At 68.7% G+C, this 20,325-nt stretch carries 13 protein-coding genes; 1 reads left to right on the top strand and 12 read right to left on the bottom strand.

Going from position 1 to position 20,325, the window contains the following annotated elements:
- Window positions 1–183 precede the first annotated feature (183 nt).
- From ACFXI3_RS16080 to ACFXI3_RS16035, 10 genes are all read right to left on the bottom strand, one after another.
- Window positions 184–1,845: an ABC transporter substrate-binding protein gene (locus ACFXI3_RS16080; RefSeq protein ID WP_378400132.1), complete on the bottom strand. Its 1,662-nt coding sequence runs from the start codon at window positions 1,843–1,845 to the stop codon at window positions 184–186.
- A 28-nt stretch (window positions 1,846–1,873) separates the two neighbouring features.
- On the bottom strand, window positions 1,874–3,298 hold the full coding sequence (locus tag ACFXI3_RS16075) for a GH1 family beta-glucosidase (protein ID WP_378400131.1): 1,425 nt from the start codon (window positions 3,296–3,298) through the stop codon (window positions 1,874–1,876).
- A gap of 183 nt (window positions 3,299–3,481) precedes the next feature.
- Window positions 3,482–4,027: a hypothetical protein gene (locus ACFXI3_RS16070; RefSeq protein WP_378400130.1), complete on the bottom strand. Its 546-nt coding sequence runs from the start codon at window positions 4,025–4,027 to the stop codon at window positions 3,482–3,484.
- A 257-nt stretch (window positions 4,028–4,284) separates the two neighbouring features.
- Window positions 4,285–5,430: a type VII secretion-associated serine protease mycosin gene (gene mycP, locus ACFXI3_RS16065; RefSeq protein WP_378400129.1), complete on the bottom strand. Its 1,146-nt coding sequence runs from the start codon at window positions 5,428–5,430 to the stop codon at window positions 4,285–4,287.
- 188 nt (window positions 5,431–5,618) lie between these two features.
- Window positions 5,619–8,165 carry a hypothetical protein gene (locus ACFXI3_RS16060; protein WP_378400128.1) on the bottom strand — a complete coding sequence of 849 codons (2,547 nt, stop codon included), beginning with the start codon at window positions 8,163–8,165 and terminating at the stop codon, window positions 5,619–5,621.
- A gap of 36 nt (window positions 8,166–8,201) precedes the next feature.
- Entirely contained in the window at window positions 8,202–10,601 is a 2,400-nt protein-coding gene (locus ACFXI3_RS16055) for a right-handed parallel beta-helix repeat-containing protein (RefSeq protein WP_378400127.1), read from the bottom strand.
- A 41-nt stretch (window positions 10,602–10,642) separates the two neighbouring features.
- A complete protein-coding gene (locus ACFXI3_RS16050; RefSeq protein WP_378400126.1) occupies window positions 10,643–13,264 on the bottom strand; it encodes a LuxR C-terminal-related transcriptional regulator in 2,622 nt (873 codons plus the stop codon).
- A gap of 20 nt (window positions 13,265–13,284) precedes the next feature.
- Complete coding sequence (locus ACFXI3_RS16045; RefSeq protein WP_378400125.1) at window positions 13,285–16,002, bottom strand: AAA family ATPase; 2,718 nt, start codon at window positions 16,000–16,002, stop codon at window positions 13,285–13,287.
- Between the two features lie 116 nt (window positions 16,003–16,118).
- Window positions 16,119–16,694, bottom strand: a complete 576-nt coding sequence (locus ACFXI3_RS16040) for a DUF6328 family protein (protein ID WP_378400124.1) — start codon at window positions 16,692–16,694, stop codon at window positions 16,119–16,121.
- A gap of 246 nt (window positions 16,695–16,940) precedes the next feature.
- A complete protein-coding gene (locus ACFXI3_RS16035; RefSeq protein WP_378400123.1) occupies window positions 16,941–17,573 on the bottom strand; it encodes a LuxR C-terminal-related transcriptional regulator in 633 nt (210 codons plus the stop codon).
- 566 nt (window positions 17,574–18,139) lie between these two features.
- On the opposite strand from ACFXI3_RS16035, the gene ACFXI3_RS16030 reads away from it, so the two are divergent.
- The gene (locus ACFXI3_RS16030) at window positions 18,140–18,745 is read left to right on the top strand and encodes a LuxR C-terminal-related transcriptional regulator (RefSeq protein ID WP_378400122.1); all 606 of its coding nucleotides are present in this window, start codon (window positions 18,140–18,142) and stop codon (window positions 18,743–18,745) included.
- A 40-nt stretch (window positions 18,746–18,785) separates the two neighbouring features.
- Here ACFXI3_RS16030 and ACFXI3_RS16025 read toward each other — a convergent pair whose 3' ends face one another.
- On the bottom strand, window positions 18,786–19,148 hold the full coding sequence (locus ACFXI3_RS16025; protein ID WP_378400121.1) for a hypothetical protein: 363 nt from the start codon (window positions 19,146–19,148) through the stop codon (window positions 18,786–18,788).
- A gap of 339 nt (window positions 19,149–19,487) precedes the next feature.
- A complete protein-coding gene (locus tag ACFXI3_RS16020; RefSeq protein WP_378400120.1) occupies window positions 19,488–19,943 on the bottom strand; it encodes an SsgA family sporulation/cell division regulator in 456 nt (151 codons plus the stop codon).
- Window positions 19,944–20,325 lie beyond the last annotated feature (382 nt).

Below are 20,325 nucleotides of genomic sequence, written 5' to 3'. Positions count from 1 at the left end.
GCCGCTCGCGAATAGCGGCTGCGCGCACCCGGGAGGGCGGTTCCCGCGCCGCCGGTCGTGCGGGAACCCGTCGAACACGCCCGGCCGCCGTCTGTCAGCGGCCGAGCGCTTCCCTGCGATATCGCGATCATGCGGGGCGGTCCCGAGCTGGTTCGCGATCTCGCGCACCGGCTCCCGCTGCCCTCAGCCGGCTGGCTTCAGATTCGAGACGATCTGCAACGCGTTCATCTTGTTCGGCTGGAGCCCGGCGTACTGGTTCTGGTCGTCCGCCCAGCCAGTCCAGTGCGCGGTGCTGTACTCGCCCCCGTCATTGACGGCGACCAGCGGGATCATGGGAACCTGGTCGGCCATGATCTGCTGCATTGCCTCGAGCGCTTTGCTCCGGGTGCCTTCGTCGGACGCGCCCGCGTACTGGCGCAGCGCGTTCGTGGCCGCCTCGTCGGAGAACCGGCCCCAGTTGCCGGCGACGCCCCCGGTGCCGACGGGCTTCAGCAATGCTCCATCCATTGCGGACTCATAAAGGTCGTACGGCGTAGCACCGGCATTGGTCCAGTGCAGCGTGCCTCCGAAACGCCCAGTGTCCACATTGGTGTTCCAGACGTTCTGGTCGAGGCGGTCGACGGTCGCGGTGATCCCGATCGCGGCGAGATTGTCCTTGATGATCTCCAGATCCGCGACATAGTCCGACCACCCGGAGGGAACCGGCATCTCGAGCGTGACCGGCTTCCCGGACCGATCGCGCAGCGTCGTGCCAGCGTAGCTGTAGCCGGCGGCGGTCAGCAGTTTCTTCGCGCCTTCGACGTCAACGGCCGCGTTCTTTCCGCGGAACGCCGGCGCGAGGAACGGCTCCCCGGCAGGCAACGGGAGGCCAGTCACGCTCCTCACTTCAGGGTAGAAGTATCCGCCTTCGCCCTGAGTGAAAACGTCGTGCCGGTTGACCGCCAGATTAACGGCCCGGCGCAGCACGACGTCATTGAAGGGCGCTTCCTGGTTGTTCAGCCAGAGGCCGTGAACGGCCAGCGTCGGCGGGAACCACATCTTGAAATGCGCCGGGTCCTTGTCGAGGAAGACCGTTTTGGCATTCGGCAGGAAAACGAAGCTCCAGTCGCATGCGCCAGTGGCCAACGCGGCTGACTGAGTGTCGTTGTCGGAGTACGAGGTGTAGCGGATCTCCTTGACCGCTGGGAGCTGCTGCCAGTAGCTGGACCGTTCGGTGAGCGTCACGGCCTGAGGGGTGGCAGATTTGATCGTGTACGGTCCGGTACCGACCGGATTCGGCACTGTGTCGGTTTCCGGATTCTTCATCGCCGCCCATTGGTGTTCGGGCAGCACCGCCTGATTGAGAATCTTGTTCCGGTTGACGAACTGGGACGACGGGAACGTCAGGGTGACCCGGTTCCCGCTCGCGCTGATGTCGCCGAACGGAATGCCGCTGGAGTTCAACGCCGGGTGCTTCTTCAGCAGCTCGAAAGTGTAGGCGACGTCCGCCCCGGTCATCGGCTTCCCATCCGACCAGGTGACGTTGTCGCGCACGGTCAGGACGAGCCTGGTGAAGTTGGCCGACCAGTCCCACCTCGCGGCCAGCCAGGCCTTGCCCGGGTCGGCCGGACGGATCGAGTTGGTCATGACCAGAGGTTCGTAGATCATGTACCCGTAGCCCAGGGAATTGGCCGGCGACGAGCTGAGGAGCAGATTGTTGTTCTGCGTCAGCGGGCCGTTCGGCATTCCGACGGTGAGCACCGCGTCGGCATTCCCGCTTGCCGCACTTCCTCCGCCGCCGCAACCCGCGAGAAACGCGGCGGCCAGCACACCGGCCGCCGCAGCGGCAGCACCACGTACGCCCATGGTTCCTCCTGTCTGAAGTGCCAGCAGTTTACCTTCGGACACAGCCATTTCCGAAATGTCTCGCATCCGGCACCGCGTTCGTCCGGATCGCTTCGGCCAGCAGCCAGCCGCTGTCCTTGATCCGCCGCTCCTGCGTCGCGAAATCGACATGGACCACTCCGAACCGCTGACTGTAGCCCATCGCCCATTCGAAGTTGTCCAAAAGCGACCAAGCGAGGTAGCCCTCGACCTTCGCGCCCTGCTCGATCGCGTTGTGCACCGCGGCCAGGTGCTCGACGTAGTACCGCACCCGCTCGGAGTCGTGCACGTGCCCGCAGGCGCCGACCGTGTCCGGGAATGCAGCGCCGTTCTCCGCGACAATGAGCGGCAAGTCCCGGCAGTACTCGGTAAGCCACAGCAGCAGTCGGGTCAATTGGTCCGGTGCCTGCTCCCAGCCCATCGAGGTCAGCGGCCCGGGCGCCGGCAACATTCCCACACTGTCGAGTCCCGGCAAGTCACACGCCCACTTGGCCTCGGCCAGCGGAGCCGGGCGGCACGGCGCGTAGTAGTTGATCCCCAGCCAGTCGAGCGGCGCGGCGATCGTCTCCAAGTCCCCGTCGGCGATGGCCGGTTGGAGCGCGTCAAGATGAGCGACATCCGCGAGGAATTCCGCCGGGTAGCCCCTGCCGAGGACCGCGTCGAGGAAGAACCGGTTCTGCAGTCGGTCGAACTTGCGCGCGGCCTGCTGATATCCCTCATCGGCCGTTTCGATCACCGCGGGCGCGAAGTTGAGCGCGATGCCGAATTTGTGGCAGTCTTCAGCCTTTTCCCGAAGCCGCCTCAGCGCGGTGCCGTGCGCCAGCATCAAGTGATGGGCGGCCCGCAGGGCCGCGCGGTGATCACTGATCCCGGGAGCGTGCATTCCGTTGCCGTATCCGAAAAAAGCCGAGCAATAGGGCTCATTGATGGTGACCCACTGCCTCACCCGATCCGAAAGCCGGTCGAACACCAACTCTGCATAGTCAGCGAGCCGTGCGGCGGTGTCGCGGTTCGGCCAGCCGCCTTCATCCTGCAAGGACTGCGGCAGATCCCAGTGGTACAGGGTGGCGATGGGGACGATCCCGCGCTCGGCGAGCCGGTCGGCGAGCCGGTCGTAGAACGCGAGCCCGCGCGGCTCGACCGTCTTGCCGTCCGGCTGCACCCGCGGCCACGAAATGGAAAATCGGTAGTGGGGGATCCCCAGCCGGTCGAGCAGATCGACGTCCTGGTCGGAGCGGTGGAAGTGATCACAGGCGAAGTCCCCGTTGTCATTGTCGAGGACGTTTCCGGGGATCGCCGCGAACGTGTCCCAGATGGACGGCCCTCTGCCGCCCTCCTTCGCCGCACCCTCGATCTGGAACGCCGCGGTGGCCGCACCCCAGACGAAATCGCGCGGGAACCGCGGAATGTGCCCCAAGTCGCATTCGCTCGCCACTCGTCCCCCTCCACGATGCCGACCGAGCCACCGAGCCGGTCCGACGCAGATCAACGCTTTCACGCTAGTGGGCAACCCGACCGACCGCCGGGGCCGAACAGGCCGGTGCCCGTTGAGATAACCCGACCGGCGCGAACGGGCAACGCCGTGCCGGACTGATGGCCGCATCGGACCCGGAGCCGGTCAGGTGTCGATCGTCCGGGCGAACGGCCACGCCAGCCTTTCTGTCGGATGCCAGAACCGGCCAGAGGAGCTGGTTATCTTGACTTCGGCAGCTTCCTCCCACGTCTGGGGCCAGATCTGCACAAGGCACTCCGCCGGACTCGCGTCCGCTTCCGGCACCGCGAGATCGGCGGTGTTGCGCACGTGATAACGAATCCGGTATTCGCCGCTCCCCACCGGCAACGGAGCGAGCGATTCGATCAGCGATTTCGACCAGTCGAGCAGGCCGAGTTCGCCGGACACGCAATGATAGCTGCCCTCGACCACGTCCTGGTAGTCGGCGTCCCGGCCGGCAGGAGGCTCGCCGTACGCTTCGATCACCAGGTTCGCATAGCTTTCCCGGGTTTCGACCGTGAATTTTATCTGCCCATTCTTGATTCCCATCAAACCACACTTGAACATCGGGCGGATCGGGCATTCATGATCGCGCTCGCCGAGGTAGAACTGAGAAAAACGAATCGGAACCCGGCCGACATACCGATAAGTCGGCTCTTCGCTTCTGGGCATGCCCTCAAAACTAGAAGAGCTCCGCTCCGAGTGTCAAACAAATCGCCTGGCCGCAGTATTTTGGACAAGATCACTTGCCCGTTCGGGACTCCAGGACGAGCGACAGTGCCGCCGTGCGGCGACGCCTCCCCCGATTGAAGATAATTCATCTTTAACCGAGTTGCCGAGGCGGACCCGCGGGAAAGAAATTCCGGGCCGCCCGCAGCCGTCCCGGTCCCCCGCGGCAGAGAACACCGGCCCGCCGCGGAATCGCCACGTCACGGAAGGACGGTCGGATTTCGCGCTGCGGCCGCTGTGCTGTCCTGCGCTGGTTCGGAGAAACGGATTTGCGCTTTCCGTGCCCGGCGCCAGCCTCGTCGGTGTCCTTCGCCGAATAGCCGCGAAATCACCAGGAGCGCGAGCACGACCACCAGCACGCCAATCGCACTCGCCGTCGCGAGGACCGGGCCAAGGCCGTCCGGCGCCGACAGGTGCGCCGCGTGCGCTCCGGGGGGCCGGACCACGCTGGCCGCCGACCCGATCTCTTCGGGCAGCTCGTCGGTCACCGCGGCCATCACATTAAGCGTCCCCCAGCCGAGCGCCGGGTCGGGCAGTGCGGCGGCGGGATGATCGGCCGTGGCTTGGAGCCGGTGCTTGACCTGGACCGCGGTCAGGCCCGGGCGGTAGGCCCGGATCAGCGCGGCAGTAGCGGCAACGAACGGCGCGGCGTAGCTGGTTCCGTTGCCCTCCCACTGTCCTGGCCCGCCCGGTCCGATGCTCGTGATGGCCACACCCGGTGCCACGAGCGACACGAACGGTCCGGTCTGGGAGAAGTCCGCGTGCTTGCCGTCCTTGTCAACAGCGCCGACGGCGACGACCGAAGGATAGGAGGCAGGGTAGGTGACCGGATTGCCTTGCTGCGCAGTATTCGCCGCGGATGCGACGACCACTACGTCGTGCTGGCTGGCGTAGTCGATCGCGGCGGCGAGGTCCGGCACCGGCTTCGTCGTGCTCGCCGAGATGTTGATCACTTGCGCGCCCGAGTCGACCGCCTGCCGGATTCCGTTCGCCATGCCCTCCGCGGTCAGCGAACCAGCGACGTTGGGCGTGTCGGTCGTCGCACAGCGAATGGGCAAGATGATCACGTCGGGAGCCATTCCGGCAAAGCCGGTCCCGGGTGCCGGCGTCGCGGCGATGATGCCGGCGTTGAAGGTGCCGTGTCCGTAGCAGTCCGTGTTCGCAGGCCCCCGGCTCGGACTGGTCAGGTCCACGCCGGGCAGCACGTGGGCGTACGCCAGCTGCGGCGTGGCGGCGTCCACGCCGGTGTCGACCACCGCGACGGTGATGTGGGCCCCTTTCGTCAGCGGCCAGACCCGTTGGGGAGCCAGCTGCTGCTGTGCCCATGGCACCCCGGCCTCGGACATCTGCGGTGGGGGCAGGCACGGTGGCTGAGAGGGCGGTGCCGCCGACAGCGGCGGCTGCGATGGCGATGACGACGGCGGTTGCGTTGAAGCCGACGGCGGCGGTGTTTGCTGCTGGGCACCCGCGGGAGCCGCAGCTCCTCCTCCGAGCACACCGGCGATCATCAGGACCGAGAGCCCGCGGGACGGCCTCACGACGCCACCGCCGCGGCACGGCCGGCGCCCGCCGCCTCGCCGTGCCATTCCACGAGCGAAGTCGTCATCCGCGCGATTGTTCCCGGATCTTCGATCAGCCGGAGCCGATGGCTCTGCCGACGCGCCAGCACGCGGTCAAGTTTCGCGAGCGCGAGCTGGTCGCGTTCGTCCAGCCCGGTGCCGGACGGCGTCTCGTCCGGGGCCAACTCGCGGAACAGGGCGGCAACCCTCGGCGCCGCCGGCTCGTTGTCGCGCACCGTCCCGGTTTCGGCGGCCCGGCGCACCGCGAGTGCCTTGAACCGAGAGCCGGCGAGGAACACCACCTCGTCGAACGGGCGGTTCAGCATCAGCTCGGACGTCCGGCGCGCGGTGGACGGCCAGATCAACACGTCGAGGTCGGCACCAGGGGCCGTCGCGTCGAGATCCGCGCCCGCAGTGAGGAAGCCTGGCTCAGCGAGCACCGTGCCCGGAACGCTCCCGTGTTCGATCGATCCCGCCCGCCCCTGCCGCAGCACCGCGCGCCGATGCGTCGGCAGCCGGCGAAGCCCGGACGCCAGGCAAGCGACCTGCCCGTCCATCGGCTCAGGCCGCCCGCCTCGCACCGCATTGTTGACCGCGGCGGCACCCGCCAAGCTTTGCCCGAGGTACAGGCAGACTGCGACGAAATCGGCCTTGGTCCCGGCAGATTCGCCCAGCCGCATCGACGGCCAGGTCGCCAGGGCGGCGTTGACCGTGGCCAGAGCTTCGCCGAAATAGTCGCCTGCGGATTCGGTGAAGCGGAGCTGCTCCGCCGAGTTGCTGGGACGGTCAGCGACAGCGCGCGGATTCAACGGTTCTTCGGGCAATGGCACTGTCACGGTCCGGGCGCGATCATAAGCGGCCGGCGACTGATCAAGAAGCTTCTCCGGAACAAGCACGCCTCGCGGTGGGCGCGGACGCCCCAGCTGGGACACCTCGCCAACCGGTTCGCCTTCGCGGTCGACCACGCGGAATTCTTGCCGGGCACCCGAGTCGTCCCGTACTCCGGGTTCCGGCTCTGGGTTCGACGTCGTCGCCGGACCGGACACAGTGGACACCGGGGACGCGGACGTGGTCATGATCGGCGGCGAGACCGCGGGGCCTGAAGCAGGTTGCCGCGAGCCTGCGGCTGCCCTGCCGTCCCCGGCTGTCGTCGGCCGGTCTGCCGCGCGGACGGCAGCCGAAGCCGGTGCCGCGACCGCCGGCGAGGGTATGGCTCGCGGCGCGGGGGACTCTGCGGGCACCAATGGAGAACGCGCGCTCCCGGCCCACCTGTCGAGGGCCTCCGCCGCCTCGCGGTCGAGCGTGCCAGCCACCTGGATCCGGGCTGCTTGCCGCTGTGCCGGTCCCGCCGTCTCCAGCAACCGCTCCGCAGCGGCCAGGACCGGCAAGCCGACCGGCCGCCCCCGGACTCCCAGCGTCAACGTCCACGACACCGGATCGAACGGGGCGGCTTCGGTGGCCGTGTCTCCCGGTCCGCTTTCCGAGCAGCGCAGTACTAGCCCGGAAGGCACCACATCGGCAGTGACCGGTCCGCCGTCGCGAAGCCGGTAGCTGCGACGGCCGCTGGCCACCCATCCGGGGGGAGCCGGCGCGATGTCAAGAATCGCCTGGTCGCCGGGGCCGGGAGGCTGGCACAGCACCGTCGCGAAAGGACGAAAGCGAACCGCGCCCGTTTCGTCCAGCACCGCGGTCGAAGCAAGGCCCGCCGCGGCTCTCGCTTGCGGACCGGAGCTGAACACGATGTTCCGGCCCAGCCGCATAGCGAGTTCGACCTGCCAGGCATGCGTCGCGGCCTCGGCGGAGGCAGGCACGACCAGCACGCGCTCGGACGGGAGCGAACGCAGGATCGCGGCTACCGCGGACGGGGACGGTGCTGACCGTCCGTCGCCGACGACGATCTGAGGGAAACGCGGATCGACGCTGGCCGCCTCTCCCGGACCAGCCGGATCGGAGGGGTGGGTGCCGGATCTGCGCACCAGCAACCCGCACTGCACCGGCTCGGCCACGGTGCCAGCGACCTCGATCGGGCGATCGGCACACCAGCTCTCCCAGGCCGGCGCGGGAAATCGCGGCCCGGCCGGCCGGGCCGGCCGGCCGGGCGAGAACTCCTGCCACCCGGTGCCGCCGGCCCCGGCCCCGGCGTACAAGCCGACGCCGGGCATCACGGCAAATCCGCCGTCCGGCACGACGACTGTCGTCTTCAGTTCCTCGGACAACCTGCGGGCTTTCGCCGGTTCCTTGGCGAGCGCCGCGATCCCCAGCCAGACCGCATCGACGGGCGCGGAGCTCTTCTCGAGCGGTGCCGCGAGCAGATCCGGCAGCGAAGCGAGCAACGACGGCTCATTCAGCGCACCAGGCGTGACCAAGACGAGCAGCTGCGAAGGAGGAAGCGGTACTGGGGCTTCCAGCCGGGCCTCCAGCCCCGGCTCCCCGCCGCCGCGGATCAGCACGTGCCGCCGATACCGCTCGTGCTGATCCACGACGAGGGCCTCGAGCCGCGGCCGCGCAGCAACCTGGCGCATCTTCACTCCTTCCGTCCGGGTCTTCGGCGGGCAGTGTCACCCGGTGAGAACGATGTCTTCTTCGGTCAGCATGGTGAGATCGGCGGCGTTGGCGGTCAGGCTGGCCGACAGCCGCGACGCCTGTCGGTCCGTCATCCGCTCGAAGACCCGGCGGGCGGTGCGGCCGTTGCCGAAAGTGCCGTCCTTCGGGATCTCGTCGAAATACTTCAGCAAGGCCTCGCTGGCGCTTTCGGTCAGCCGGTAATCGTGCTTGCTGCACTGCGCCCGGACGATCGTGACCAGCTCGTCGGACGTGTAGTTGGCGAACTCGATGGTGCGGCTGAACCGCGACTCCATGCCGGGGTTGGACTCGAGAAACTGCTGCATCTCCCGGGAATACCCGGCCGCGATCACCACCACGTCGTCGCGGTGGTCCTCCATCAGCTTGACCAGCGTGTCGATCGCCTCTTTGCCGAAGTCCGGACCGGTCCCGCCGCCGCTGCTGCTGAGCGTGTACGCCTCGTCGATGAAGAGGACGCCGCCCAGGGCGGTGGTGAACGCCTCGGTGGTCTTGATCGCCGTCCCGCCGATGATCTGGGCGACCAAGTCCGCGCGCGCTACCTCGACCAGATGCCCTTTGCGCAGAACCCCCAACTGAGCCAGGATCTGTCCGTAAAGTCGGGCGACCGTGGTCTTGCCGGTGCCCGGCGCGCCCGCGAAAACCAGGTGCCGGGCCATCGGCGGCGCCGAAAGCCCGGCGTCGATCCGGCGCTGAGCCATCTTGTTCAAATTGACCAGCGAGGTCACCTCGCTCTTGACCCCGGCGAGCCCGACCAGCCCGTGCAGTTCGACCAGCGGATCGGAGCCGAGGCCGGGACGCGGCTGCGGAGCCTGGAGCGCAGCCGACGCGGCGTCCGCGGCCGACGCGGTTCCGAACGCGTCCGGAACCGAGTTGCCGGTGCTGGCGAGTTCCAGCACCTCGATCGCGTTGCCTGGCCGGGTCTGCCGCACGCCGCTGCCGCGATTGTCGCGGACCGTACAGCCGGACAGCCGGACCGCCTCCTCGGTCTCGAGCAGGACGCCGTCCGCGGATCCGCCGTTGAACTCGCAGTCCGCGACAGTGCCGGACGCCCCCTCGCCGAACAGGATTCCTGCGTCTGCGCTGTCGTGGACGCGGCACCGGGACAGCGAAACATCCGCGCCCGCGCCCGCTCGCACGCCCTCCGCCCCTGATTTGCTGATCACACTGTCGGTCAGCGACAGCGCTGCCTCTGCGACGCTCACCCCGGCCCGCGCGGTCGCCCGTGCGCTCAGCCCGCTGATCGACGGGCGGGCGGCTCCGCTCACCGACACTCCGACGTCCCGGCCTTCCTCCACCTCCACGTTCTCCAGCCTGCCCCGGGCATTCCCGCAGATCTCGATCGCCGGGCCGTCGCAGCCGAGCACCTGCAGCCTGCGGAAGAACGGGTCCGAGCCGTCGTCCACGCGGACCCCTGCCGAGGTGCACCCGGACACAGTGATCCGGTTGAACTCCGGAATACTGCGCTCGGTGACGACGACCCCGACGCCGTCGATTTCGGACACTTCGCACGCCGTCACGGTCCCGGATGCTCGTCCGGCGAAATGCAGCCCGCTGCCACGGCTCCGACTGACGGCGCAGTTTCGCAGCACCGGGGCGCAGCCCTCGCCGACATACATCCCTTCCGCGCCCGAACCGGTGACCGCGCATTCCTCCAGCACCGCCGGTTCCGAACTGGCGAGATAGAAACCGATCGCCTTGGCGTCGGCCACCTTGAGCCGAGTCGCGTTCATGACCGCGTGCTGCTCGACCGCGACCGCGGGCTTGCCGGTTCCGGACACCGTCGTGTCCTCGATGGTCAGGCGGCCCCGGCCATTCAGACAGATGCCGTTCCCGGCCGCGCCGCGCACCTGGGACGAGCGAACCAGCAACGTGCCGTTCTCGGCGACGACGACCGCGGACGTGCCGAGATCGTCGAGCCGGCAATTGTCGAGCACCCCGCCGTCGGGGGAGGTCACCACAACGCCGGCGCCGGCAGTGTTGTGCACCTGGCTTGCCCGCATCAGGACGGTTCCCCGGTCGTGGACGTAGACCGACGCCCAACTGGACGCGTCCACCACGGACTCGGTGATGCTCAGCTGCCCGCGAGTCACCAGCACGGCCGGGCTCTCCTCGTCCATCGACACGACCGTCACGCCGGAGAGCGCGGCGCAGTCCGCATCGAGGGTGACCGTCGTGCCTCTGGCAGCGACCAGCCAGACGGTGCCCGGGCCGTTCTCGGCGGTGATCGTCACGGCCTTGGTCAGCACCAGGTTTTCCGTATATCGCCCCGGCCCCACCATGATCACCGCTCCCTCAGCGGCGCGGTCGACTGCATCGCCGATGTTCCGGTACCGCTGGCCCGGTGACTGGGCGACCGCGATCACGTTCCTGCTCACGTCTCAGCTCTCCTCCGTGCCGACCTTGCCCACTGCGGCGCTTACGCCCCGACCTGTTCCAGCCAACCGCCCAGACCCGACGTCGCCAGCCCGTGCCGGGTCCGGCACCCTGCCTTGGCGAAGAGGCGGGTGAGGTGCTTCTCCACGGTCTTCTCGCTCATGCGCAGTTCGAGTGCGATCTGCCGGTTGGTTCGCCCCGACCGGATCAGCTCGATGATCCGCAGTTCGGTCTCGGAAAGCTGCTCACGCGCAGGACTAGGCCTCGCCATCGAAACCACGACGCCGTGGCACCGCAGCGACTGCCGGGCACGGGCGGTCAGCCGGGCGGCACCGATCGCCCGTGCGATCTCGTACGCCTCGTTCAGCCACACGTGCGGCTCGTCCGAAGTCTCCGCGACCCGCTGGCAGGCCAGCGAAAGCTCGAACCGGTTGCCGTGCCGGCGGATCACCCGCTCCGCGGCGCGGGCGTGCGTCCCGTCGTCCTCCACGAGCCCCCGGACGACCAGAACCGTCTTCGTCGATTCGACGGTGCCGAACCCGCCGTGCCAGGCCTGCGCTTCCGCCAGGACCCGGCGCGCGTCGGCGGGCCGGCCCGACTCCGCCGCGATCGCCGCCAACCGGCGGAGTAGGAGCGACACCCCGAGCGTCTCCTCGCGATCCCGGCCGCGGAGGAAGGCGCTCCAGCCGATCTCGAACGCGCCCGCCACATCGCCCGAGTGCTGCCGGATGCCAGCCAGCACCCAGCCGCGCAGCGCCGCGAAGACCGCGCCGTCCTCCGGCACGCCGACCAGCCAGGAGGCCGCCAGCCGGTCTTCGCCCCGCCAATTGCACATCTCGGCGGCGAGCAGTCGGGTCGCCTGACGGCTCAGCTGATCGGCGTCCGGATCGGTCTCGAGCCGGCGGGCTGCGCTGAGCGCATCAGTCCAGTCCTCGCCCGCGTACCCCGCGCAGACCCGGTGCACAGCGGCGATCGGGCCGTCGGGAGCAGCCTGGTAGCCCGGGCCGAGCACCGACTCGAGAGCTGGCACCAGGTCGCGCATCGCGAGCGCGGCATCCAGCACCGAACCAAGCGGCTGGCGGTGGAGCCGGTCATTCGGCAGGCACCATTGCCGCAGCGGCGCGAAAGCGGATTCGACATCGGCCACGCGGACGACTGCACCGGCGAACCAGCGCCGACCGAACTCCGCGGCGTCCGAGCCGTCGAGCGCGGCCTCGACCGCTGCGGGAACCGGCTGCCCGAGGTGGACCGACGCGAGCATCGCTGCCGCAGCGATGCCGTCCAGGCACGCGGCGGTGCTGCCGGCACGGCAGGCTGCCTCCGCCGCGAAGTCCGCCAGCCGCGCGTAGGCACCGGCACGGACCAGCGACCGCACGATCTCCCCGGCCAGCCGATCCGATTCCGGCCCCGGCCGCGCGCGCTGCCACACTGCGTACTTCTGCCACGCGGGATCGAGCGGAATGTCCGCGCTCGAAACCGGTCGCACGTCGTTCACGGCCGGGTCGGCGACTTGCTCGTCGACCGTCCGGCGCAACCTGGCCAGCCGGTCCGGGTCCGCCGCCGCCACCGCGGCACCCAGCGCGGGGCAGCCGACCGTCAGCCGCGCGGCGGGGTCGGCGTCCAGAACCTCGGCGAGCACGAGCCGGTCCGCTGTGCGCCCGTATTCGATCGGAGACCGGCCCGCCGCCGCGGCGAGCACAGGGATTTCGTCGACGCCAAAACGCGGACCAGCGGAGGCGAGCAGAACGAGGTCGCGCGCGGCCGGACCCCCGGAATCGACTTCGGCGCAGAGCGGATGCCCCGGGGGAAGGGCGATCGGCTCGGCGACGTCGCGCAGGCAAAGGTGGCCGTGGACGGTCGTCAGCCGGTCCCGCAGGTGCAAATCCGCGACTGCCGCCGTCAGCGTGCCGGGGTTGAGGTACCAGCGGCCGAGGTCGCGGCGCAGGGCGTCCCGCAGCGCGCCATCGATCGCGGTGCCGGCGACCTGCTTGAGCAGCAAGTCGGCGTCGGGCTGCTGGAGCGGGCCGAGATCGACCACCTGGTCGGCCGCCGCGCAAAGCTCCCCGGCCTCGCCTCGGCACGAGGCGATCACCAGCTGGCCCGCCGGACGCAGCGCGGCCAGCGCGACCGCGGGCTGGGCGATCAAGTGCGTGTCGTCCACCAGCAACGCGACCGGTTTGCGCGCTCCGAGCACCCTGAACAACGCGCTGAACGCATGGATCAGCCGGTACTTCCCGGACGAGGAGGCGTAATTGTCTTCAGTGCACAACCGGCGCGCGGCGGCAAGTGCCTCGGTGGCGCGGGGTCCGCCGCCGATCTCCTCGAAGCCCTCGCACACGGCGCGCAGCACCGCGCATATCCCGAACAAGTCCCACTCCGGATGCTCCGCCGAGCCGGGAACCTCGACGGTCACGAATCCGTTGCCCGCCAGCTCCTGGCTCGACCGCGCCAGGACGCTGGTCTTGCCGCTGCCCGCGGGACCGCGTACCACCAGCATCGCCCTGCGGCGATCAGCGCCCTGAAGAACAGCCAGCTCTGCGTCCCTGCCGACCAGCGCCATCCGCTGCTGCCTCATCTCGACCAATCCTCCCCGGTTCGTCTCGTCCCAGCCGCGCCGGAGTCCACAGCGGACCCGCAGGAACCAGTCTCTCCGGGTCTTCTTCATGCGGTCTCTATGCCGCGGCGCTAGAACCGGCCGGTCAGCATCGCGCCGGAAAGCTCGATCCGGGATCGGTAGCCGGTGCGCAGGAACAGCCGGCTCAGCCGTCCTTCGACGCTCTTCTCGCTGGTGCGCAAGACAGTCGCGAGCTGCTTGTTGCTGAGCCCTTCGGCGGCCAGCATCGCCAGCACCCGCTCGTTCTCGACGAGGGTTTCCTGCCGGCCCGGCACCGCGACGCCGTGGTCGCGCATCACGTTTCGCAGCCAGGCCCGGCAAAGCAACGCGTCGAGCTCCCCGTACTGGGCATACGCCTCGGTCAGCAGACGCGAGTGGCCGGCTCCATTGCGCGCGAGCCGTTCCAGGACGACAGCCAATTCGAACGGCTGCCCGCGCTCCCTTGCGGCAGCCAGGCATTCCGCCGCCGCGGCCCGGTCGTGGTGCACCGTGGCGCGCACGAGCCCGGCAAGCACCGACGCGCGGCCGGCGGGCATGCGCTCGACGACTTTCTCCAGTTCGGCACAACTGCGCCGGGCCAGCCACCGGTCATCCGATTCGAGGGCCAGTTGGGCCAGCTCCGCCCAGGCGACATCGGTGCCGGCGACCAGGCCGTTCTCGCCCGCGTCGGCAAGAGATTGTTCGAGCCGGGCCACTGCGCCCTCATTCTCGCCGAGTGCCTGATCGATCCTCGCATCGGCGATGTCCAGCAGATACGCCAGCTGAGGCGAAGCTGCCCGCGCAACGGCCAGCTGGTCCCGTGCCTCGGCCAGTTTTCCTTGGGCCACCAGCAAAGAGACGACCAGCAGGTGCATTCCGGCCGACGCCGCGCCGTCAGTCCGGCTGGCGCCCCGCGCGATACCGCGTGTGGCCAATTCGAGCGCCTGCCCGGCTTGGCCGCGCAGGGCCGCCAGCATCGCGCCGGTGGCCGGGGACAGGTTCGAGGCCGGAAGATGCTCGTCGGCCAGCAGCCTTTCCGCACCGCCGAGGTCGCCGATGATCAAGAGCGCGGTGACGTACGAACCTACCTGGTGGACGCGGTGCCGCTCGACGTGCCACAACGGCCGCTCGGAACGAGCCGCCACACCGGATTCCAGTGCAACCAGGTCGCCGGTCCACGCAGCGGCCAACGTCTTCAGCCGACCGACGGTCATCATCGAAACCGCGTCGTCCGCGCCATTGTGCCACCGGTCCCCCGCGAGCAGGTCGCGCACCCGTTCCCATCGATCGAGCAAACTGCAGGCGAAGGCTTGTGCGACACGGCGGCTTTCCGCTCCGGCTGGCGGAAGGCCGGACTGCCTCGCGATCGCGTCGACGGATTCCAGCTTGCCCAAGCTTCGCCATGAGCACAGCCGGATCAGCCGGATCTCCTGGATTTCGTCCGGAGCCAGCGAGTCAGCGAGATCGGTCAGAAGCAACTCGGCGCCGCGCAGGCTCTGTTCGGGGCGATCCGCCCGATGGCAGGCGACGGTATGCTGGTACAGAACCGCCGCCCGGGACGCCCGGCTCTCGGCAAGGTCCAAGGCCGCGGCGAGCCACCGCAAAACCCGCTCAGCGCGGGACAGGTCCGCGTCGGCGGCGCGATCGAGCAGCACCGCGAACGCCCGGCGGACGTCGATCAGGCGCCCGGCGTCGGCCACCAGGTCGGCGAACAGGTCCGGGTCGGAACACCTCGCCGAACCGGCCCACACCGCGCGGACCGCATACGCGGCAAGCTGCCTGCGCTCGAATGGCCCCAGCTGGCCGGCAAGCACGGATTCCCAGTGCGGCAACGGAAATCTCCACTCCTGCCCTCGGTGCAGCACTCCTTCGCGGGACAGGAGATCCAGCGCCGCCAGGGTGTCCGATCGAGTCAGCCCGAGCGCCTCCGACACCAGCTCCGGAACCGCCTCGCCCAGCGGCGCGACCAGAGCTACGGCCTTGGCCACCGTCCACGCAGGTCGGCCGAGTCCGCGCACCGCGGCCTCGAACCTGCTCGCGAAGGCCGGCCGCGACTCTTGTCCGGACACCAAGCAGGCCCGGCCGGAGATCGTTTGTATCGAGCCGTCTCTGCGCAATCGCTCGAAAGACTCGTCCACGGCCAACGGGATCCCTCTGGCGCTCTGGAGAAGCCGGTCGAGCAGTTCACGATCCGGTGCGGCTTCGGTCAGCTTGACCACCCGCCGGGAGATCTCCGCCGCCGTCCACGGCCGCAACCGCACGGAATGGACCAGCCCTGCCTGACGGAGTCTGCTCAGCCGCATCCGGCCTTCCTCCGCCGCTGGGCCTGCCGCTGGAGTGCGAATCGCACAGCAGAACATCGCCGACGCGTTCGTCAACAGCCGGGTGAGGCTTTCCAACACCGCAAGGGAATCCCGGTCCGCCCACTGGATGTCGTCGACCAGCAAAGCCGATTCGCCGCCGCCGCGCAGGATGGCCGCTGCCGCGGCCATCGCCGCACGCCTGCCGATCCGAGGATCGTCAGCCGCGCCGGCCGCATGTCCGACAGCGACCCACGCCGAATCCAATCCCGCGGTGCCGGGCGACCGCGGACCTCCTGCGACCGGACCTGGCGGGTCGTCCTCCGCGCCGACGCTCGCCGGCACCGCGATGCCGGCGCGGGTGAACCGGATCGCGGAAACCTGGACCCCCGCGGCCGCCAGTTGCGCGCCGAGCTCTCCGAGGAAGGCGGTCCTCCCGATCCCGGTCGGCCCGGAGATCGTGACCAGCGCCTTCCCGGATGCACGAGCGGCCGCGAGTTCGGTGTCCACGTCCGCATCATGCGGCGGCGCTCCGCCATGACGGCGTCCTTGGGATCAGCCGAGGTACTTTCCGCGATGCGTTGTGTCCGAACGGCCACGGCCGTCCCGGGTCGCCGGGCGGCTTCTCAGCGGCGTTTGCGGAGCCGTGCACGAATCGGCAGCACGTACCAGAGCGAGACAAGCATCGCCAGCGCGCCTGTCGCGGCCGCACTCGCCATCACGGGCCCGATCGCGATGGACAGCACCAGCAGGAAGGCCGAACTCAACGACAGCATGAGGAACGAGAACCCGGCCAGGACGAGGACGTTCGACGTCCGAACCAGATCCTCCCGGAGATTGCACCCGAAGATCACCCGGTGGTACACCGCAGGAGCGACCAGCAACGCATTCGCGGCCACCCCTAGAATCAAGGCCGTGACGTACACGCCGCGCTGAAAGTGGGAAAAAGACGAAAAAAGCGGGGTGAACACCATCGTCAGCATCGACGCGAGAAGCAGTTGCACTCCGGTCTGCGCGACCCGGACTTCCTGAAGGAGCTCGGCGTAATTGCGGTGCAACCGCTGCGACTGCGTTTCGGCGCGCACTTCGAGCCCACCGGCCCGGGGCCGGTGGGCTGCCGGGAGGTCGGGCGGCTCGGCACGCATCTCAGGCACTTTCAGCTCATGCCGGGGTTCGGCAAGGACTTCCGCTGCTTCCGCCACCGTGGGCCTCCTGCCTGTGCCGACTGCGCAGCCGAGAACGACCGCGAGATCAGGACAGTAGCCCGCGGCGCCCGGACCGGCACAAGCCGCGTTACCAGGGTTGAGGCCGAATTTCGGCGCCGGTTGCCTGTTGTGCCCCCTCATCAGCCCTTCGCCGCGAAGCAGGCATGCCGTCGGGGATCCCGGATTTCCCCGACGGCCCCGCGGCGGCTCACCGGTCGCAAACCGGGCAACCGGCTGCCCGCGTCAGACCATTCCGCACCGAATGGCATAAGCGACGGCATGGGCCCGGCTGTTCAGACCGAGCCGGGTCATCATCACCTGGAGAACGGTTTTGATCGTCCGTTCCGAATAATTGAGCTTCACGGCGATCTCAACGGTGTCCAGCCCGTCCGACAGCAGTCGCAGAACTTCGATTTCGCGCTTGTTGAGCCCCGCGGACGTCAGCCCGTAGGTGCTGTGCAGCCGTTCCTGCGACTGCCGGATGCGCTCCAGCAACGCGAACAGCAACGGCTCCGGCATCGTCGAGCGCGCCCGGTTCGCGTTGATCGCGGTCCGGACGATGGTCTCGTAGTCGACCTCGCCGTGCGCAAGCACGCTGACCAGCCCGCATTCGAACGCCCTGAGCAGATAGTATTCAGGCAGCCGATTGACCACGAGCACGACGCGGACGCTCGAAGACTCGGCGCGTTCGACGAACTCCTCGATCATGGACAACAGTGCGCCGTCGACAGTGCCAGCAATGACGATCAGCACCCGGGCCTGCACTTCGGCGTCCCCGAGCACCAACCGGATGCCCGGACGGCCGTGCAGCGCCGCGCGCGCCCCGTCCGCGGCGATCGGATCCCTTGCCAAGACTGCCACGCTCACCCAGTTCATCACGCCTCCATCCCGCACACGGACCAAGCCGGCCGCTACGGCCGGCATCTGGCGAGACACAGTTCTCGCGCTCCGACCGCAGTGTTTCGCGGGATGAGCACCTTCGCACGCCCCCCGACCGCCCGGCCGGCACCCGCTCCGCGACCCGATTGTCCGATCTGGCCTGGGAAACCGATACGATCACATTCTGGCGGATCAGGCACGCTGGCGCACCAGGGACGAGAGACCAGCACCGCCATTCCCGGTCCGCCGCCGCTCCCAGGTGATCGGCCGGCCTGGCTCCGCAGGCCGATGACGGGCCTGGTCGACCGGACCGCAGCGCTGGCTGGGTGAACCGGGCACGCGTGCCCGGACCTCGCCGCTCGTCCGCCCAGCCCGCCGGTTTCGCACCACTGCCGCCGCTCAGGATTGTCTTCGCCACCGCTGAGCCCTCCGCGTCCCGGCCCCGCAGTGCACTATCGCAGGAGAAGCGTTCGCGCCGCCGTGCCATCATTTTTGAGACTTCGTGAAGGCCACCATCTCACACTGGCCGCAGCCATGTGGATACCCAGTGGAGGTGAGCGACCGTGGGTAATGTGCGCGTCGCCGTACGTGCGAGCGACATCGTGACCGGAGTCGGCCTCGCAAGCTTTCTCGAGACGCATCCACTGCTGACAGTCGTTCCCTGCGCGTTGCCGCTCGAAGCCGACGTGCTCGTGTTCGCCTCTGACTCGCTCGACACGGACAGTGCGGCGGCCCTGCGATCAGTCACCGGCAGAGACAAGGCCCGGGTCGTGCTGATCGCCGAGCATTTCTCCGAGGCGAACGTGATCGCCGCGGTCGAATGCGGCGTGGTTTCGGTCCTGCCGCTCAGCGGCAGCAGCGGCGCCGACCTCGTCGACACCGTGCTGGAGGCCGCCGAGCGGCCCGCGCTGGACCCGCGATTGCTCGCCGAACTGATGGACCAGATCCGGCGCATGGGCCGCCCCGCCCCGGGCTCGGGCCAGCTGACCGCCCGGGAAATCGCCATCCTGCGGATGCTGGCAGACGGGTTGGACACCCAGCAGATCGCCGAGCAGCTTTGTTACTCGGTGCGCACGGTGAAGAATGTCCTTCATGTTCTACTGAGCCGGAAAAACCTGCGCAACCGGCAGCACGCAGTGGCCTACGCTGTGCGAGCTGGCCTGATCTGAGCAGTGGCCCGCACGGGGTCCGTGCCGACCCCGGGGCCGGTCATGCCCCGAAGTTCCGCCGGGTCCGCTCGCCCGCGTCCGCCGACAGCTCCAGTTCGGCCACGTCGACGCTTTGCAGCAGCTCAACGGCCGAGCGCAGCCTGGTAACCGCGTCGATGGAATCCCGCCGGGCAGTCGCCCGCATCGCTGCGGCCGCGTCGACCAAGCCGACCATGAGATCCACGTAGCGTTCGCGTGCTTCGTCGGTTTTCTGCCTCGCGCTGATCACAACGCACTCGTCCACCCAGCGATCGAACCGGTCGGCCAGCGACAGCTGCGGCACCACCACACCCTCCGGCCGGTCTCGCCGCGAGCGACTCAAGCCGTCGACGTGACAGCCGTCCTCGCCGGATTCAGTCCCCACGATCCCCACCTCGCCAGTAGGCTCCTGAGCTCTGCTCGATAAATCTGATGAATAGTGACACATGGGGGCACCCCAGTGGGCCGTTCCCTCCTTCAAATCAGTCGTTCGCAGCATCGAGATGGGCCGAATTGCCCATCTCGCATTATCTCGGAGCCCGGCCGGCTCGCCGTTCGGTTCAAAAGCCGCCACGAGCGCTCCGCCGCGCGTTCGGCGGGGACCAGCCGCGCGGCAAGCACTGCGAGCAGACGCGCTACAAGCTTTTCGACATCTGGCGAAATCCTGAAGACAGTGACCCCGGCGCGGGCGGGCGCTTTCCCTACCCCGCCGACCGCCGCGAACTCAGTCCGCCGACAGCCGGGCGAACTCAAGGTCGAAGTCGACCCACCGCGATTCGCTGCCCCAGGGCACGATATCGTAAGTGCGGTCGAGGAATTCCCTGAGCTCGGACACAGGCGCGCACAGGACAGCGTACCCGGTGGGCGAATCCAGTTCGATGAGGACTGCCTCCGGATTCTCCTCGGAAGGCCGGACTCTGACGTCACCGGTGCCCGTCGGCGAGTGGAGCCCGCTCGCCAGAAGACAGCGCGCGAAGATCCACTGGACGGAGTGCGGAGCATCGACGGTGTCGAACTCCATGGAGACCGCGTAAGGATCCAGCGTTCCGTAACGCAGCTTCGCGCGAATCGGAACCGGGTGCGTGTATCCTGCCATCAAGTCGAAAACCAGTTCGCGGGTGACGATCGCATCGTCCGAGGCGTTGGCACCGATGCGGCGCAGCTCCTTGTTATCGTTCATGTCGATAGTGTCCGCGTCGGGACTTCATTCCCAATCCACGCGATCCTGATCGACGCACCGACAGGCCGGTGCACAGGCGGGAGCACAACGGGAACGCCACCGCGACGGCATCGAGACGAGCCGATTCCGCCGCGTTCCCCGAGCCGCCCTGTCACGGATGATTCCTCCGCAAGCCGGCGCAGGCCCTCGATCGCGCCGGAATGGTCGTTCCGGGTGCCGAAAACTGCCCGTTGGTACCTGATTGCCAGTTGGCCGGGCGACGTGACCTGGACCGGATTTGCTTCGCTTACGATGCGGGAAGGTGCGCGGCAAAGGCACGAGAGGCGTTGAGGTTGTGGGCGACGATCTGACATCGGGGCTGACAATTCAGCTCCTTGGCGAC

This window comes from Amycolatopsis sp. NPDC059235, from assembly GCF_042754125.1.
Lineage (GTDB): Bacteria > Actinomycetota > Actinomycetes > Mycobacteriales > Pseudonocardiaceae > Amycolatopsis > Amycolatopsis albidoflava.
Note: the sequence above shows the minus strand (reverse complement) of the source record. Positions and strands in the feature narration are given on the sequence as shown.

What these genes read in the sequence shown, in the direction of transcription:
- ACFXI3_RS16080 (WP_378400132.1), bottom strand. Translation starts at nt 1,845, where the DNA reads ATGGGCGTACGTGGTGCTGCCGCTGCGGCGGCCGGTGTGCTGGCCGCC.
- ACFXI3_RS16020 (WP_378400120.1), bottom strand. Translation starts at nt 19,943, where the DNA reads ATGAACGATAACAAGGAGCTGCGCCGCATCGGTGCCAACGCCTCGGAC.
- ACFXI3_RS16035 (WP_378400123.1), bottom strand. Translation starts at nt 17,573, where the DNA reads ATGAACTGGGTGAGCGTGGCAGTCTTGGCAAGGGATCCGATCGCCGCG.
- ACFXI3_RS16050 (WP_378400126.1), bottom strand. Translation starts at nt 13,264, where the DNA reads ATGAAGAAGACCCGGAGAGACTGGTTCCTGCGGGTCCGCTGTGGACTC.
- ACFXI3_RS16060 (WP_378400128.1), bottom strand. Translation starts at nt 8,165, where the DNA reads ATGCGCCAGGTTGCTGCGCGGCCGCGGCTCGAGGCCCTCGTCGTGGAT.
- ACFXI3_RS16070 (WP_378400130.1), bottom strand. Translation starts at nt 4,027, where the DNA reads ATGCCCAGAAGCGAAGAGCCGACTTATCGGTATGTCGGCCGGGTTCCG.
- mycP (WP_378400129.1), bottom strand. Translation starts at nt 5,430, where the DNA reads ATGTCCGAGGCCGGGGTGCCATGGGCACAGCAGCAGCTGGCTCCCCAA.